The organism is Streptomyces sp. NPDC008139, assembly GCF_042957025.1.
GTDB lineage: Bacteria > Actinomycetota > Actinomycetes > Streptomycetales > Streptomycetaceae > Actinacidiphila.
Map to the genome: position 1 here is coordinate 388,149 of NZ_JBIBHM010000008.1, position 13,844 is coordinate 401,992.

Here is a 13,844-nt window from a genome sequence, read left to right on the forward strand (position 1 = left end):
TATTTCCGGAAACGCTGGGTGAGGTCGATGGTTGAACTTTAGGAGGTCGCTCGCCGCGCATTCAAGGCGGCCGGGACGACATGGCTCAAAGCAGCCTGACATGACTGCCGCGAAGCATGAATTCCGCAGTTGGCGGCGCTCCACGTGAGATGAGCCACAACGCGGCGGCGCTGGCCGAAAACACGTGACGTACCCGCCCGGCCGCACAGCGCCACCCGCCACGCCCCGCAGTCCCGGCCCGATCCGACCCGCCGCCACCCGCCACGCCCCGCAGTCCCGGCCCGATCCGACCCGCCGCCACCCGCCACGCCCCGGCGCGCGGCGCCGCCGAGCCGCGCCGCCCGGTACCGGACAACCGGCCGCTTATGCTGCTGCTGCCCAGGGAAAACACCCAGCAGGGCTCTGGTCACAGCAGAGCCCGGGGCCCCGGAGCAGAACCGAGCAGGCACCGTCCGTGGAAGGCAGCACGACATGAGCCCCCGTACCGCAGTGGTCACCGGCGCGAGCAGCGGCATCGGAGCCGCCACCGCGCGCAAGCTCGCCGAGGCGGGCTTCCATGTCGTGCTCACCGCGCGCCGCGCGGACCGGCTGGAGGCGCTGGCCAAGGAGCTGACGGAGCAGGGGAGTTCGGCGTCGGTGTACGGGCTGGACGTCACCGACCGGGCGGCCGTGGACGCGTTCGCGACGGCCCTGGACCAGTACCCGCCGGTGCACGTCCTGGTGAACAACGCGGGCGGCGCCGTCGGCACCGAGCCGGTGGCCACCGCGGACCCCGCCGACTGGCGGGCGATGTTCGAGGTCAACGTGCTGGGCGTGCTCAACGTGACGCAGGCGCTGCTGCCCGCGCTGACCGCCTCCGGTGACGGCACCGTCGTCGTGCTGTCCTCGACCGCCGGCCTGGCCACGTACGAGGGCGGCGGCGGTTACGTGGCCGCCAAGCACGGCGCGCACGTGATCGCCGAGACGCTGCGCCTGGAGCTGAACGGCAAGCCGGTGCGCGTCATCGAGATCGCGCCCGGCATGGTGCGTACCGACGAGTTCGCCCTGACCCGCTTCCGCGGTGACGCCGACCGCGCCGCCGCCGTCTACGCGGGCGTCGCCGAGCCGCTGACCGCCGACGACGTGGCCGACACCGTTACCTGGGCGGTGACCCGGCCCGCGCACGTGAACGTCGACCTCCTGGTGCTGCGCCCGCGCGCGCAGGCCAGCAACTACAAGGTGCACCGCGAGGAGCCGCAGTGATATCCGAGCCGGAGCTGACGGGCGGCGACCCCCACGAGCGCGGCGAGCCGGACTGCGGGGTGCTCGGCACGCCCGACGCCGCCGATACGGCCGACGGTCCCGGCTCCTCGGATCACACGGCTGACCTCGTCGTGGACTTCGAGGGCGGGCCGCCCCCGCCTCCGGCCGCCGCCTCCCGCGTACGACCGCCGTGGGTGTGGGTGCTCGGCGCGGCCGTCGTCACCTCCGCGCTGTGGGCGGGCGGCCTGTTCGTGTACGACCGGGGCCACAGCGACCTGCCGGACCTGCACGGGTACCACATCGCCGACAGCCCCTGCGAGGGCCCGACCCTCCAGCCGCTGACCGCCGCCGTCCGGGCCAACAGCCCGGGGAAGCTCTCGGTGGAGACGCCCGAGGCGTCGTCGCCCGCGATGCAGCACCTCGGCCCCGCCCTCGACCAGGTCGCCTGCGACTTCTCCACCCAGGCGCCGTACGCGCGGGGCGCCACGATGTCCTACATCGTCGCCGTCGCCGTCGACCTGCACAAAAAGACCGATCCCCGCGTCGAGTTCGAGGACCAGGTGCGGATGATGACCGGCAGCCTCCAGGCCGCGAGCGAGGTCTCGTCGGTGCCGGGACTCGGCGACCAGGCGTACTTCCTCACGCGCAGCGACGAGGGCCAGGAGCTGAAGATCCTGCACGGCGGCGCTGTCATCTCGCTCACCCTCAACGCCTACAGCGACGTCAACGTTTCCGAGGACACCATCAACGGCCTCGACGGGGGCGGCTATCCGCTCTCCCCCGACCTCGTCCAGTACCAGCCCGCGCTGATCGAGACGGCGCGGAACGTCATGGGCGTGCTCCGGAAGTAGCCGCAGGCCGCGTGTCGCCCTCATGACGTTCCCTGCGGGCACGGCCTACGCGGCCCGCGAGCCGTACCGCCCGCGCCGTCACCGGCTGCCCGATCAGGACACCGGCCAGGACGAGCGCCAGGCCGCCCCACTGCTGCGCGCCCAGCGTCTCGGCCGCGACCAGCGTCCCGAGCAGGACGCCGGTGACCGGGTTGAGCAGGCCGATCAGCCCGACCCCGGCCGCCGTGAGGTGCCGCAGCCCGGTGAACCAGGCGGCGAAGGCGACGGCCGTACCGACCGTGGTGACGTAGCCGAAGCCGAGCAGCGCGCGGCCGTCCAGGGCGGGCGGCGCGCCCTCGGCCGCGGCGGCGACCGGCAGCAGGACGAGCGCGCCCGCGACGAGCTGCCAGGCCGTGGAGGACAGGACGTCCACGGCGCCGCCCCAGCGCTTGGCCAGGATGTAGCCGATCGACGACATCGTCATGGCGGCGACGGACGCGAGCAGGCCGAGCGGGTCGATGCCGTCCGAGCCGTCGAGCACCATCAGGCACACGCCCGCGATGCCGACGCAGGCGCCGAGCAGCGGCAGCGCGCGCGGGCGCTCGGACAGCAGCGGCCAGGCGAGCAGCGTCATCACGACGGGCGAGGTGGCCATGACGGTGGACGCGATGCTGGTCGGCAGGAGCTGCGCGGCGACGTACACGAGCGCGAAGAACGCGCCCATGTTGAGCGTGCCGAGCACCAGCGACTTCCACCACCACGCGCCGTGCGGCGCCCGCCTGCGGACCGCCAGCAGGAGCAGCCCGGCGGGCAGGGCGCGCAGCACCGCGCCGTACAGCGGGTAGTCGGCGGGCAGCGCCTCGCGGGTGACGTAGTACGTCGTGCCCCAGGCGACCGGGGCGACGGCGGTGACGAGGGACCACCGCACATTAGCTTCCATGGAAGCTAATGTAGCTTCCTCGGAAGGTATTGTGGAGGGCATGAGCGCACACAGATCGCCGGACTCGCCCGAACCGCTCGATCACGTCGCCCGGATCCAGCGGGAGTGGGCCCGCGAACGGCCCGACGTGGACGTACGGCCGCAGGGCGTCATCGGCCGGCTGCACCGGCTCGCGGGCCGCCTCACCGAGGAGCTGTGCGTCGTCTACCGCGAACACGGCCTCGGCGAGGGCGACTTCGATGTCCTGGCCGCGCTGCGCCGCGCGGGCGCCCCCTTCGAGCGGGCGCCCTCGGAGCTGGCCGAGCACACCATGGTCACGACCGGCGCGATGACCAAACGGATCGACCGCCTGGAGCGCGCGGGTCTGGCGACCCGGCGCCCCAGCGAACTCGACGGCCGAGGCCGGGTGGTCGCGCTCACCGCGCACGGCCGCGAGGTCATCGACCGCGCCTTCACGGCCCACATGGCCAACGAGCGCCGCCTGCTGGGTGCCTTGACCGGCGACGAGGCCGCGCAGCTCGAAGCCCTGCTGACGAAGTGGCTGGCCCGGGTCGAACCGCCCGGCGAGTGACCCGGCCGGTCAGTGGCGGACTCAGTCCTCCGGGTCGAGGTCGACGCGCATCGTGAGCAGGTTGGTCCCGAACGCCCGGACCGCCGCGCTGTTGAACTTCGGCAGCCGCTTCAGCCGCTCACGCGGGTCGTCGTCGTCCACGAGGGTGGCCGTACCGGCGTGCCACTTGCCCTTGATCTGTACGCGTACGCGCGGGTCCGCCTCGATGTTCCGCACGTACTGCGACTGCCGGCCGAATTCGCTGACCCACCAGAAGGTGGCCCCCTCCAGCGCACCCCCCACCGGCGTCCGCCGCGGCTTCCCGGACACCCGCCCGGTCGTCTCCACCACCGCCGCCCCCGGCGTGAACGCCGCCGTCCGTCGCGCCACCGGATTCACCACCCACCGCTGCCCCCAGACCACCAGCCCACGACCTGCCACACCCACCACTCCCTCATCCACCCGCACCAACCCAACACCCCCACTTCTACCCCCCACCCACCCCAACCCCCCGCCGACCCCCTCGGCAACCCGCCGCCTTCGGCGGGGGCCGGGTTGCCCAGGGCGGGCGCGGGCGCCCCGCCCGACAAGCCACCGCCGACCCCTCGACACCCCGCGCCTCCGGCGAACACCCCACGCGCGGCAGCAAGTTCCCACCCGCCCGGCGCGGGCCCGCCCAGCGGAAGCCCGCCGACCCCCTCGGCAACCCCCCGCCTTCGGCGGACGCCCCCCGCCGAGGGCGGGATCGCACAGGGTGGACACGGAACCGTCGCCGGATGGCGGGATGGTGCTGATGTGGTGTGGGTTGACGTGAGCATGTTTGGCGGAGCCACATCATTGGGGATGATTCCCGCGGCGTTCTTCGCGCGTAGATCCTTACGACAGCAGGGCCGTTGACGCTGGAGCCGCTTGATGCCACACCCTGTGCAGCCAGAGATCAGAGCATTACCCCGTCCCCCCACTCACCCCCACACCCCCCACCCTCACCCCCCCACCGTCACCGCCATCGCGGTCTACCGCTCAGAGCCATCTTGACATGCCCACCTCAGCGCACTCCGGCGCAACTCGTTGCTGAAGTGATCGCTGAAGCGATCGTCCCGCCGATGGAGGTTCCGTGAACCGCACCAAGTCCCTCTCCATGCTGGCCACGTTGGTCATGGGCGCCGCCCTGGCCCTCGTGGGCGTCAGCCCGGCCCACGCCGCAGGCCCCGCCTATGTCGCCCTGGGCGACTCGTACTCGGCCGGAAACGGCGCGGGAAACTACGACAGCGCCAGCGGCGACTGTCACCGCAGCTTCAGCGCCTACCCGTACCTGTGGAAGAACGCGCACGCCCCGTCCTCCTTCGCCGACACCGCCTGTTCCGGCGCGGTGACCTCGGACGTGCTGAACAACCAGCTCGGCCCGCTCAACTCCTCCACCGGCCTGGTCACCATCACCATCGGCGGCAATGACGCGGGCTTCTCCGACGTCATGACCGCCTGCGTGACCGGCTCCGACAGCGACTGCGTCAACCGGGTGAACACGGCGGAGAACTTCGTCAGGAACACGCTGCCCGCCCGCCTCGACGCGGTCTACAACGCGATCCACGCCAAGGCCCCCTCGGCGCACGTCGTCGTCCTGGGCTACCCCGACATGTACACCCTGAACACCTTCTGCGTCGGCCTCAGCGCCACCAAGCACGCCAAGATCGACGAGGCCGCCGACGTGCTCGACACCACCACCGCAGCCCGCGCCGCCGCGCACGGCTTCTCCTTCGGTGACGTCCGCTCGACGTTCAAGGGCCACGAGCTGTGCTCGGGCGACGCCTACCTCCACTCGCTGGTCATCTCGCCGAGCTGGGAGTCGTACCACCCGACTGCGACCGGTCACTCCAGCGGCTACCTGCCGGTGCTCAACGCCAACGACTGACACCGACGACTGACGCCCGCGACTGACAGCACCGGCTGACAGCCGCCCCGACCCGGCCGAAGGCCCCCCGCCCGCTCAACCCCCCACCGGGCAGGGGGCCTTCGCGTACGCGCGGACTGCGGCGGCGGCCTCAGAATTCGACGTCCTTCGTCGCGACCGTCCCCGCCGTGCGGCCGGGGGCCGCCTTAAAGCTCCAGTAGAGATTGGTGTGGGCGATCACCTGGGCCGGGGGCGGCGCGCCCCACCCGGACCCGCTGGTGCTGCGCGGTCTGCACGCGGCCTTCGGGCAGTACGGCCGACGCCCGGCGGCGGCTACAACCCGCACGAGAGCGGCACGGTGTTCTGCTTCGCCGCGCCCGCCGAGGCCAAGGCCGGTTACGGGCAGGTGGAGTTGTACGTGCCGGGCGACCACCGCGACCTGCTCGACGCGCACATGGAGGCGCACCGGGCGCGGCAGCCCGCTCAAGCCTTGCTGCGGCTGCTGACCGGCGCGTGGACGACGCAGGCGCTGGCCGCGTTCGCGCGGCTGGGGGCGGCGGACGCGATGGACGGGGAGCGGGCCGTCGGCCTGGCCGAACTGGCCCGCACGGTCGGCGCGTTGGCGCCCAACCTGGCCACCTTGCTGCGGTACCTCACCATGCTCGGCGTGGTGAGCGAGGACCGCGACGGCTTCCGGCTCACGGACACCGGCGGGCTGCTGCGGGCGGACGCCGAGGGGTCGATGCAGTCGCCGGCGCTGATGTACGGGGGGCCGTTCTACGCGTCCTTCGCCAGGCTCGACCACACCGTGCGCACCGGACAGGTCGCCTTCGAACGGCACTTCGGCGAGAACCACTTCGAGCACGTCGCCCGCGATCCCGAACTCGCCGGGCCGTTCGACCAGTCGATGGCCGTCGGCGCCCGGATGCTCGACCCGCTGCCCGACCACCCGGTCCTCGTCGCGGCGGCCGACGCGACCACCGAAGGGGGAAAGGAGCCGAAGGGGCCACCGTGGTCGGCATCGCGGGCGGCAACGGCGAACTGCTCGGCCGAATCCTTTCCGCACACCCCCGCCTGCGCGGTGTCCTGCTGGAGCGCCCGCACACCGTCGAGACCGCCCGCCGCCTGCTCGGCGCGGCCGGTCACACCGAGCGGTGCGCCTTCCTCCCGGGCTCCTTCGCCGACGTGCCCGCGGGCGGCGACGTCTATATTCCGTCCCGCGTCCCGCATCCCGCCTCCCGCACGACTGGGACGACGACCGCTGCCGCGAGATCCTGCGCCACTGCGCCCGCGTGATGTCCGAGGCCGCCGAACTGCTCGTCGTGGAACGCGTCCTGCCCGACGACGGCTCCGCCTCCCTCGGCACCGCCTGGGATCTGCACATGATGTGCAACATCGGCGGTCGCGAACGCCGCGCCGACCACTACGCCCGCCTGTTCGCCGACGCGGGCCTCACCCTTCTCGGCCGCTCGCCCCTCGCCCTGGACGGCACCGTCCTGCACGCCCGCAGGGCCTGAGCCGCGCCCCCGCACACGAAGCCGTAGCCGTAGCCGAAGTCGTAGCCGTAGCCGTAGCCGCAGCCATAGCCATAGGAAGGAACCCGCCACCGGCGCACGGCTCCAGGAGCCGTGCGCCCGACGCGTCAGCCCTTGACGCAGACGACCTGCTTCAGCTTGGCCACCACCTCGACCAGGTCGCGCTGTTGGTCGATGACCTGGTCGATGGGCTTGTAGGCGGCCGGGATCTCATCGACGACGCCGGAGTCCTTGCGGCATTCGACGCCGCGGGTCTGGTCCTCCAGATCGCGGGTGGTGAAGCGGCGCTTGGCCGCATTCCGGCTCATGCGACGGCCGGCGCCGTGGGAGGCGGAGTTGAACGCGGCGGAGTTGCCGAGGCCGCGGACGATGTAGGAACCGGTCCCCATGGAGCCGGGGATGATGCCGTGGTCACCGGAGCCCGCGCGGATGGCGCCCTTGCGGGTGACCAGGAGGTCCATGCCGTCGTAGCGCTCCTCCGAGACGTAGTTGTGGTGGCAGGAGATGACCTCGTCGAAGGTCGGCCGGGCCTTCTTGAACTCCTTGCGGATGACGTCCTGGAGGAGCGCCATCATGATGGCGCGGTTCTTCTTGGCGTACTCCTGCGCCCAGAACAGGTCGTTGCGGTACGCGGCCATCTGCGGGGTGTCCGAGACGAAGACCGCGAGGTCGCGGTCGACCAGGCCCTGGTTGTGCGGCAGCTTCTGCGCCTGGCCGATGTGGAACTCGGCCAGCTCCTTGCCGATGTTGCGGGAGCCGGAGTGCAGCATCAGCCATACGGCGCCGGACTCGTCGAGGCAGACCTCCACGAAGTGGTTGCCGCCGCCGAGCGTGCCCATCTGCTTGGTGGCGCGGTCGGCGCGGAACTTGACGGCCTCCGCGAGCCCGTCGAAACGGTCCCAGAAGGAGTCCCAGCCGGAGGTCGCCATGCCGTGGAAGCGGTCGGGCGCGACCGGGTCGTCGTGCATGCCGCGTCCGACCGGAATCGCCTGCTCCACCTTGGAGCGCAGCCGGGAGAGGTCGCCGGGCAGGTCGTTCGCCGTCAGGGAGGTCTTGACCGCGCTCATACCGCACCCGATGTCGACGCCGACCGCCGCGGGGCAGACCGCGCCGTGCATCGCGATGACGGAACCGACCGTGGCGCCCTTGCCGTAGTGGACATCCGGCATGACGGCCAGGCCCTTGATCCACGGCAGCGAGGAGACATTGCGGAGCTGCTGCATCGCGACGTCCTCGACCGTGGTCGGGTCCGTCCACATCCGGATCGGCACCCGGACACCCGGCACCTCGGTATAAGACATGACAATCCCCCGTAAACGGCAAAATCAAGGATGCCTCACGCGATAAAACCGCCCCAAGAGGTGGTTTGGGTGAAGCTTGCGGTAGACATTGTGTCCACGGCGCACCCGCTCACGCCAAAGGTTTAGCGCGCGGGAGCGGCAGAACCTGAGGGGAAGGGGGCCCGCCCAGTGCGGTCCACGCGAAGGGTCCCGGCGGCGCGAGGTGCCCAGGCGACGCGACGTGCTCCGGTGGCACGCGGCCTCCCGGTGGCCGTCGGCACGGCCGTGACCGCGGTGGCGCTGGCGCTGGCCACGCTCGGCGCGTGCACCGGCGGCGGGGACTCGGCGGGTTCCGCCTCGGACCAGAAGGCGCAGCTCGCGGGCGGCGGCAGTACGAGCACGGTCTCGCCCGCGCCCCCCGGCAAGTACCAGACGCTGCCCGCGCCCTGCACGGCCGTCGACCAGGATCTGCTCAAGTCCCTGGTCCCCGCCGTCCCCGACGTCGCGGGCTCGGAGTCGCTCACGTACGACACGGACCGCCGGGTCGGCTGCTCCTGGCGCGGCACCCAGGCCGACGGCACGTCGAACACCCTGAAGATCGACCTCGAACGCGTCGTGTCGTACGACCCGGCCGTCAGCGACGAGGTCCAGGCCGACCTCGACTTCTCCAACAAGGCGGCCGACGCCTCGATCCCGCCGCTGTCGTCCTCCGCCACCCCGAGCGGCCAGCAGACGACCGCCACGCCGACCGGCGGTACGACGAACGGCACCGGCTCCACCACCGGCAGCGGTACGAGCGGCGGCAGCGGCACGAGCACGGGGTCCGCGACGAGTTCCGGCACGGCCGGTGGCGGCGGCACCGATCTCCTCCCCCGCCGCCTCACCGATGTGGGAAACGCCGCATTTATCAATGACGTCCTCAAGCCCCACGCACAGCCTCCCCGCCGCGACGTGACACTGGTTTTCCGCACTGCCAACGTCCTGGTGACCGTCACTTACGCGGAGTCGTCACCCCGTGGCAGTACGCCACCGGACAGCGCTGACCTGCAAAAAGGCGCCCAGCAGGTCGCGGAGCAGCTCGTGAGGAAAGTCAAGGACTGACCGGGGGCCGACAGCGCGGCCCTTTAGGGTGACCCCCATGGAACGACGACACACCGCCTCCCGCCTCGCTCTGCTGCTCGCCTGTGCGGCCGTCCCCGCGATGGCTCTCGCGGGATGCTCGTCCGGTTCGGGATCGTCCGACGCGAAGTCCTCGGCGTCCTCGTCGACGGGTTCCGGCCCGTCCGGCGGCTCGGCCACCCCGACCCTCGCGCCCGCGAAGTTCGCCGCGCTCCCGGCGTCCTGCAAGGCGGTCACGCAGGCCACCGTGAACGCGCTGGTGCCCAAGGCCAAGACGCCCGGCGGCACCCCGGTGAAGTCCGACGACATCACCTCGCGCGCCGGCTGCTCCTGGACGGGCAACGGCAAGGACGGCTACCAGTACCGCTGGCTGTCGGTCACCCTTCAGCGCTTCACGTCCTCCACCGCGCTCGGCACGGCCGAGGACCAGGCGAAGAAGCGGTACACCGAGCAGGTCGGCACGTTGAACCAGGTCCCCGGCGCGGCCGCCGCGACCCTCACCGGCCTCGGCGACCAGGCGGCCTCGGTGGTCAGCAAGGCCACCGTCGCGAAGGTCACCTCGCAGAACGACTCGGTGGTCGTCCGGAGCGGCAATGTCGTGATCCTGGTGGAGTTCAACGGCGCGGGCCTCGAGGGCAAGAAGAACCCGTCGGCCGACGACGTACAGAGCGGTGCGCAACGGGCGGCGAAGGAGGCCGTCGCGGCGGTCGCGGCGGCGAACGCGTAACAACTCCCGCTCCCCTCGCCCCGGTATTCGCGCGTTTGTACGGCGTTCGTTCGTCAACGCCGCGCCTCTCCTTCTCACCCGTATGGCAGTCTGGGGCCCGCCGGAGCCGGTACGGCTCCGGTCCGCCAGTGAGGCTGGAGCCAAGGGGTAGGAGGGGTCGCGGGTGGCCGCGATACGTTTGACCCGGACGCACCGCATATTGATCGGCGTGGTCGTCACCGGAGCGGTGGTGATCGCGGGGATCGGCTTCGCCGGTTCGTACGCGGCCGTGCGCTCGCTCGCCCTGGACAAGGGCTTCGGCTGGTTCGCGAACGTCTTCCCGATCGGCGTGGACGCGGGCATCGTCGTCCTGCTCGCGCTCGACCTGCTGCTGACCTGGCTGCGCATCCCGTTCCCGCTGCTGCGGCAGACCGCGTGGCTGCTGACGGCCGCGACGATCGCCTTCAACGGCGCCGCCGCCTGGCCCGACCCGCTCGGCGTCGGCATGCACGCGATCATCCCGGTGCTGTTCGTGGTCTCGGTGGAGGCCGCCCGGCACGCGATCGGGCGGATCGCCGACATCACCGCCGACAAGCACATGGAGTCGGTGCGCATCACGCGCTGGATCCTCGCCCCCATCCCCACCTTCCGGCTGTGGCGCCGGATGAAGCTGTGGGAACTGCGGTCGTACGAGGAAACGATCCGGCGCGAGCAGGACCGCCTGGTCTACCGGGCGCGGCTGCGGGCGCGGTACGGCGTCGCATGGCGCCGCAAGGCCCCGGTCGAGGCGATCATGCCGCTGCGGCTGGCGAAGTACGGGGTGCCGCTGGCGGAGACGGCCGACGCCGGACTCGAAGCGGCGGGCATCGAGATCACGCGCCCCGCCAAGGAGTTGACGGCCGGGCCCGAGTCGGCCGCGCCGATCGCGGCGGAGGCCGCGGAGCCGGTGACGGCGGCGCCGTCGAAGGCCGCCGTGAACGGGACGGTCAACGGAGCCGTGAACGGGACGGTGAACGGCCATGTGAACGGCCACGCCCTCCCGAACGGCGTTCCCGACCTCGCGGCCGAGGCGGCTGCGGCCTTCGCGGAGGCGGCCCGGCAGCAACAAAGCGCCCAGCAGAACGCCCAGCAGAACGGCCAGCGGAACGGACAACCGGGCGGACCGCAGGCGGGGCAGCCGGAGGGGCAGCAGTTCCAGCCGCAGTCGGAGTTCGAGCACCAACAGGCGTACGAGCAGCGGCAGTTCGAACAGTTCCAGCAGTATCAGCAGTACAACCAGCAGCCGTACCCGCAGCAGTGGCCCCAGCAGGACATGCCGGGCGCGCACGACAGCCCGTGGTTCGCCGCCGCCCAGCTCCAGGCCCAGCGCGAGCAGCAGGCGTTCATGGCGCAGCAGATGCAACAGGCCCAGCAGCAGGGGCAGCAAGGGCAGCAGGGCCAACAGATCCAGCAGGAGCCGGAGCCGGAGCAGCCGCAGATCATGGTCCCGGCCGGCCCCAACCGGTCGCGCCCGCTGGGCGGTTCCGGACTGAACGGCAGCGCCGCCGCCGCGCAGCAGCGGTTCCAGCAGGGCCCCGAGCCGCAGTACGCCGCTCCGGAGCCGGAACCGGTGCCCGCACCCGAGCCGGAGCAGCCTCCGGCGCCGGAATTCGTCTCGGGCCTCGAATTCCCCGACGGCGTCTCGCAGGACGAGGCGTTCTTCGGCGCCTACCGCCGCTACGTCCGCGAATTCGGCACCTTCCCCAACGCCCGGCAGTTCGCCCGCTACCTCTCCGACATGTACACCGGTACGCCGCCGGAGGAGCGCGAGCTGGTCCCGTCCCTGCGCGACCTGCGCTACCGCTTCCAGTCCGAGTCGGACACCGAGCACATCCCGTAGACCGGGGGCCGTGAACCAGAGGCCGTAGGCCGGGGGCCACGCGTACGACGGGGGCGGGACCGCGGTCGCGGTCCCGCCCCCGGTGCCGTACGAGCCCTTACGCGCCCGCGCCCAGCAGCGTGCGGACGCGGTCGGCGCCCACCGCCAGGAGCAGCGTCGGAAGGCGCGGACCGGTGTCGCGGCCGACCAGCAGCTCGTAGAGCAGGGCGAAGAACGACCGCTGGGCGACCTTCAGCTCAGGAGTCGGCTTGGCGTCCGGCTCAAGACCGGCCAGCACCTTGGGCACGGCGTAGACGAGGGTCGTCAGACCGTCCAGCGACCAGTGCGAGTCGAGGCCGTCCACCAGGAGCTTGAGCCCGGCGCGCTCGCTGTCGCCGAGGGCGGCGAGGCGGGCGGTGTCGGGCTCGGCGCGCACCACGGTGCGCTGCTCGGCGGGCACCTGGGTGGTGATCCAGGACTCGGCCCGGTCGAGCCGGGGCCGCACCTCGTCCAGCGAGCCGATCGGCCGGGCCGGGTCCAGCTCGGTCAGGATGCGCAGCGTCTGGGCCTCGGCGCCCGCGGTGATGTCGGCGACGGACGCCAGCGTGCGGTACGGCAGCGGCCGTGCGGTACGCGGCAGCTCACCGGCGGCGGTGCGGGCGGCCCTGCTGTGCGCGGCGACGTCGGCCGGGAGCGCGGTGCCCTCGGCGACCTTCCGCTCCAGCGCGTCCCACTCGTCGTAGAGCCGCTGGATCTCCTGGTCGAAGGCGATCTTGAAGGACTGGTTGGGGCGGCGGCGGGCGTAGAGCCAGCGCAGGATCTGCGGCTCCATGATCCGCAGCGCGTCGGCGGGGACCGGCACACCGCCCTTGGACGACGACATCTTGGCCATGCCGGAGATGCCGACGAAGGCGTACATCGGGCCGATCGGCTGCTTCCCGCCGAAGATCGGGCCGACGATCTGCCCGCCGACCTGGAACGAGGAGCCCGGCGAGGAGTGGTCGACGCCCGACGGCTCGAAGATCACGCCCTCGTACGCCCAGCGCATCGGCCAGTCGACCTTCCACACCAGCTTGCCGCGGTCGAACTCCTCCAGCCGGACCGTCTCCCCGTGCCCGCAGGCGCAGGTGTACGTCAGCTCGGTCGTCTCGTCGTCGTACGCGGTGACCGTGGTGAGGTCCTTGCCGCAGACCGCGCAGTACGGCTTGTACGGGAAGTAACCCACGCCGGAGCCGCTGCCGTCGTCCTCGCCCGCCGCGCCCGAGCCCTCGGCGGCCTCCAGCTCGGCCGCGTCCACCGGCTTCTGCGACTGCTGCTTGGCCGGGGCCTTCTTCGTCCGGTACTGGTCGAGGATCGCGTCGATGTCGGCGCGGTGCCGCACCGCGTGCAGGATCTGCGCGCGGTAGGCGCCCGCCTGATACTGGGCGGTCTGGCTGATGCCGTCGTACTCCACGCCCAGCTCGGCCAGCGACGCGGCCATCTGCGCCTTGAAGTGCTCCGCCCAGTTCGGATACGGGGACCCGGCGGGCGCGGGCACCGAGGTCAGCGGCTTGCCGATGTGCTCGGCCCACGACTCGTCGACCCCGGGGATGCCGACCGGGACCTTGCGGTACCGGTCGTAGTCGTCCCAGGAGATCAGGTGCCTGACCTCGTGCCCGCGCCTGCGCACCTCGTCGGCGACCAGGTGCGGGGTCATGACCTCGCGCAGATTCCCGAGGTGGATCGGGCCCGAGGGGCTGAGCCCGGACGCGACGACAACGGGTTTCCCGGGTGCGCGGCGCTCCGACTCGGCGATGACGTCGTCCGCGAAACGGGAGACCCAGTCGGCCTCGTTGCTCTCAGCCACGGTCCTCTTCTTCCTGAGGGTTCGATGGGGGTGTTCCGACGGCTCCGATT

General features: G+C 71.9%; 13 protein-coding genes and 1 pseudogene. 9 read left to right on the forward strand and 5 right to left on the reverse strand.

Annotation, left to right across the window (positions count from 1 at the left end; all coding sequences use genetic code 11):
* Window positions 1–471: 471 nt before the first annotated feature.
* Together ACFZBB_RS19740 and ACFZBB_RS19745 are read left to right on the forward strand one after the other, a co-directional pair.
* The gene (locus ACFZBB_RS19740) at window positions 472–1,242 is read left to right on the forward strand and encodes an SDR family NAD(P)-dependent oxidoreductase (protein ID WP_391123856.1); all 771 of its coding nucleotides are present in this window, start codon (window positions 472–474) and stop codon (window positions 1,240–1,242) included.
* Entirely contained in the window at window positions 1,239–2,093 is an 855-nt protein-coding gene (locus ACFZBB_RS19745) for a hypothetical protein (protein WP_391123858.1), read from the forward strand. Before ACFZBB_RS19740 ends, ACFZBB_RS19745 begins: the two co-directional genes overlap by 4 nt.
* Here ACFZBB_RS19745 and ACFZBB_RS19750 read toward each other — a convergent pair.
* Window positions 2,071–3,012 (reverse strand): EamA family transporter, encoded by a 942-nt coding sequence (locus tag ACFZBB_RS19750; protein ID WP_391123860.1) that lies wholly within the window; start codon window positions 3,010–3,012, stop codon window positions 2,071–2,073. The two genes, ACFZBB_RS19745 and ACFZBB_RS19750, sit on opposite strands and share 23 nt — an antisense overlap.
* Before the next feature lie 40 nt (window positions 3,013–3,052).
* Here ACFZBB_RS19750 and ACFZBB_RS19755 point away from each other — a divergent pair, with 40 nt between their 5' ends.
* Window positions 3,053–3,583, forward strand: a complete 531-nt coding sequence (locus tag ACFZBB_RS19755; protein WP_391123862.1) for a MarR family transcriptional regulator — start codon at window positions 3,053–3,055, stop codon at window positions 3,581–3,583.
* Window positions 3,584–3,604: 21 nt separating this feature from the next.
* On the opposite strand, the gene ACFZBB_RS19760 is transcribed toward ACFZBB_RS19755, so the two are convergent.
* A complete protein-coding gene (locus tag ACFZBB_RS19760; RefSeq protein ID WP_391123864.1) occupies window positions 3,605–4,012 on the reverse strand; it encodes a nitroreductase/quinone reductase family protein in 408 nt (135 codons plus the stop codon).
* A gap of 688 nt (window positions 4,013–4,700) precedes the next feature.
* Here ACFZBB_RS19760 and ACFZBB_RS19765 point away from each other — a divergent pair.
* Window positions 4,701–5,471 carry a GDSL-type esterase/lipase family protein gene (locus tag ACFZBB_RS19765; RefSeq protein ID WP_391123983.1) on the forward strand — a complete coding sequence of 257 codons (771 nt, stop codon included), beginning with the start codon at window positions 4,701–4,703 and terminating at the stop codon, window positions 5,469–5,471.
* A gap of 130 nt (window positions 5,472–5,601) precedes the next feature.
* Here ACFZBB_RS19765 and ACFZBB_RS19770 read toward each other — a convergent pair.
* Window positions 5,602–5,721, reverse strand: a pseudogene (locus ACFZBB_RS19770) (cysteine hydrolase); the annotation flags it as partial.
* Between the two features lie 740 nt (window positions 5,722–6,461).
* On the opposite strand from ACFZBB_RS19770, the gene ACFZBB_RS19775 reads away from it, so the two are divergent.
* Both ACFZBB_RS19775 and ACFZBB_RS19780 read left to right on the forward strand, forming a co-directional pair.
* Entirely contained in the window at window positions 6,462–6,746 is a 285-nt protein-coding gene (locus tag ACFZBB_RS19775) for a methyltransferase (protein WP_391123866.1), read from the forward strand.
* Entirely contained in the window at window positions 6,743–6,967 is a 225-nt protein-coding gene (locus tag ACFZBB_RS19780; RefSeq protein WP_391123868.1) for a methyltransferase, read from the forward strand. The genes ACFZBB_RS19775 and ACFZBB_RS19780 overlap by 4 nt, the downstream gene beginning before the upstream one ends.
* Before the next feature lie 125 nt (window positions 6,968–7,092).
* Here ACFZBB_RS19780 and ACFZBB_RS19785 read toward each other — a convergent pair whose 3' ends face one another.
* Window positions 7,093–8,286 carry an RtcB family protein gene (locus ACFZBB_RS19785; RefSeq protein ID WP_391123870.1) on the reverse strand — a complete coding sequence of 398 codons (1,194 nt, stop codon included), beginning with the start codon at window positions 8,284–8,286 and terminating at the stop codon, window positions 7,093–7,095.
* Window positions 8,287–8,514: 228 nt separating this feature from the next.
* Here ACFZBB_RS19785 and ACFZBB_RS19790 point away from each other — a divergent pair, with 228 nt between their 5' ends.
* The 3 genes from ACFZBB_RS19790 (at window position 8,515) to ACFZBB_RS19800 (ending at window position 11,969) form a co-directional block, all read left to right on the forward strand.
* Window positions 8,515–9,366, forward strand: a complete 852-nt coding sequence (locus tag ACFZBB_RS19790; RefSeq protein WP_391123872.1) for a hypothetical protein — start codon at window positions 8,515–8,517, stop codon at window positions 9,364–9,366.
* A gap of 37 nt (window positions 9,367–9,403) precedes the next feature.
* On the forward strand, window positions 9,404–10,111 hold the full coding sequence (locus ACFZBB_RS19795; protein ID WP_391123874.1) for a DUF3558 domain-containing protein: 708 nt from the start codon (window positions 9,404–9,406) through the stop codon (window positions 10,109–10,111).
* Between the two features lie 163 nt (window positions 10,112–10,274).
* On the forward strand, window positions 10,275–11,969 hold the full coding sequence (locus tag ACFZBB_RS19800) for a DUF2637 domain-containing protein (RefSeq protein WP_391123875.1): 1,695 nt from the start codon (window positions 10,275–10,277) through the stop codon (window positions 11,967–11,969).
* A 97-nt stretch (window positions 11,970–12,066) separates the two neighbouring features.
* Here the strand turns inward: ACFZBB_RS19800 and lysS are convergent, their stop codons facing one another.
* Window positions 12,067–13,794 (reverse strand): lysine--tRNA ligase, encoded by a 1,728-nt coding sequence (lysS, locus tag ACFZBB_RS19805; protein WP_391123877.1) that lies wholly within the window; start codon window positions 13,792–13,794, stop codon window positions 12,067–12,069.
* Window positions 13,795–13,844 lie beyond the last annotated feature (50 nt).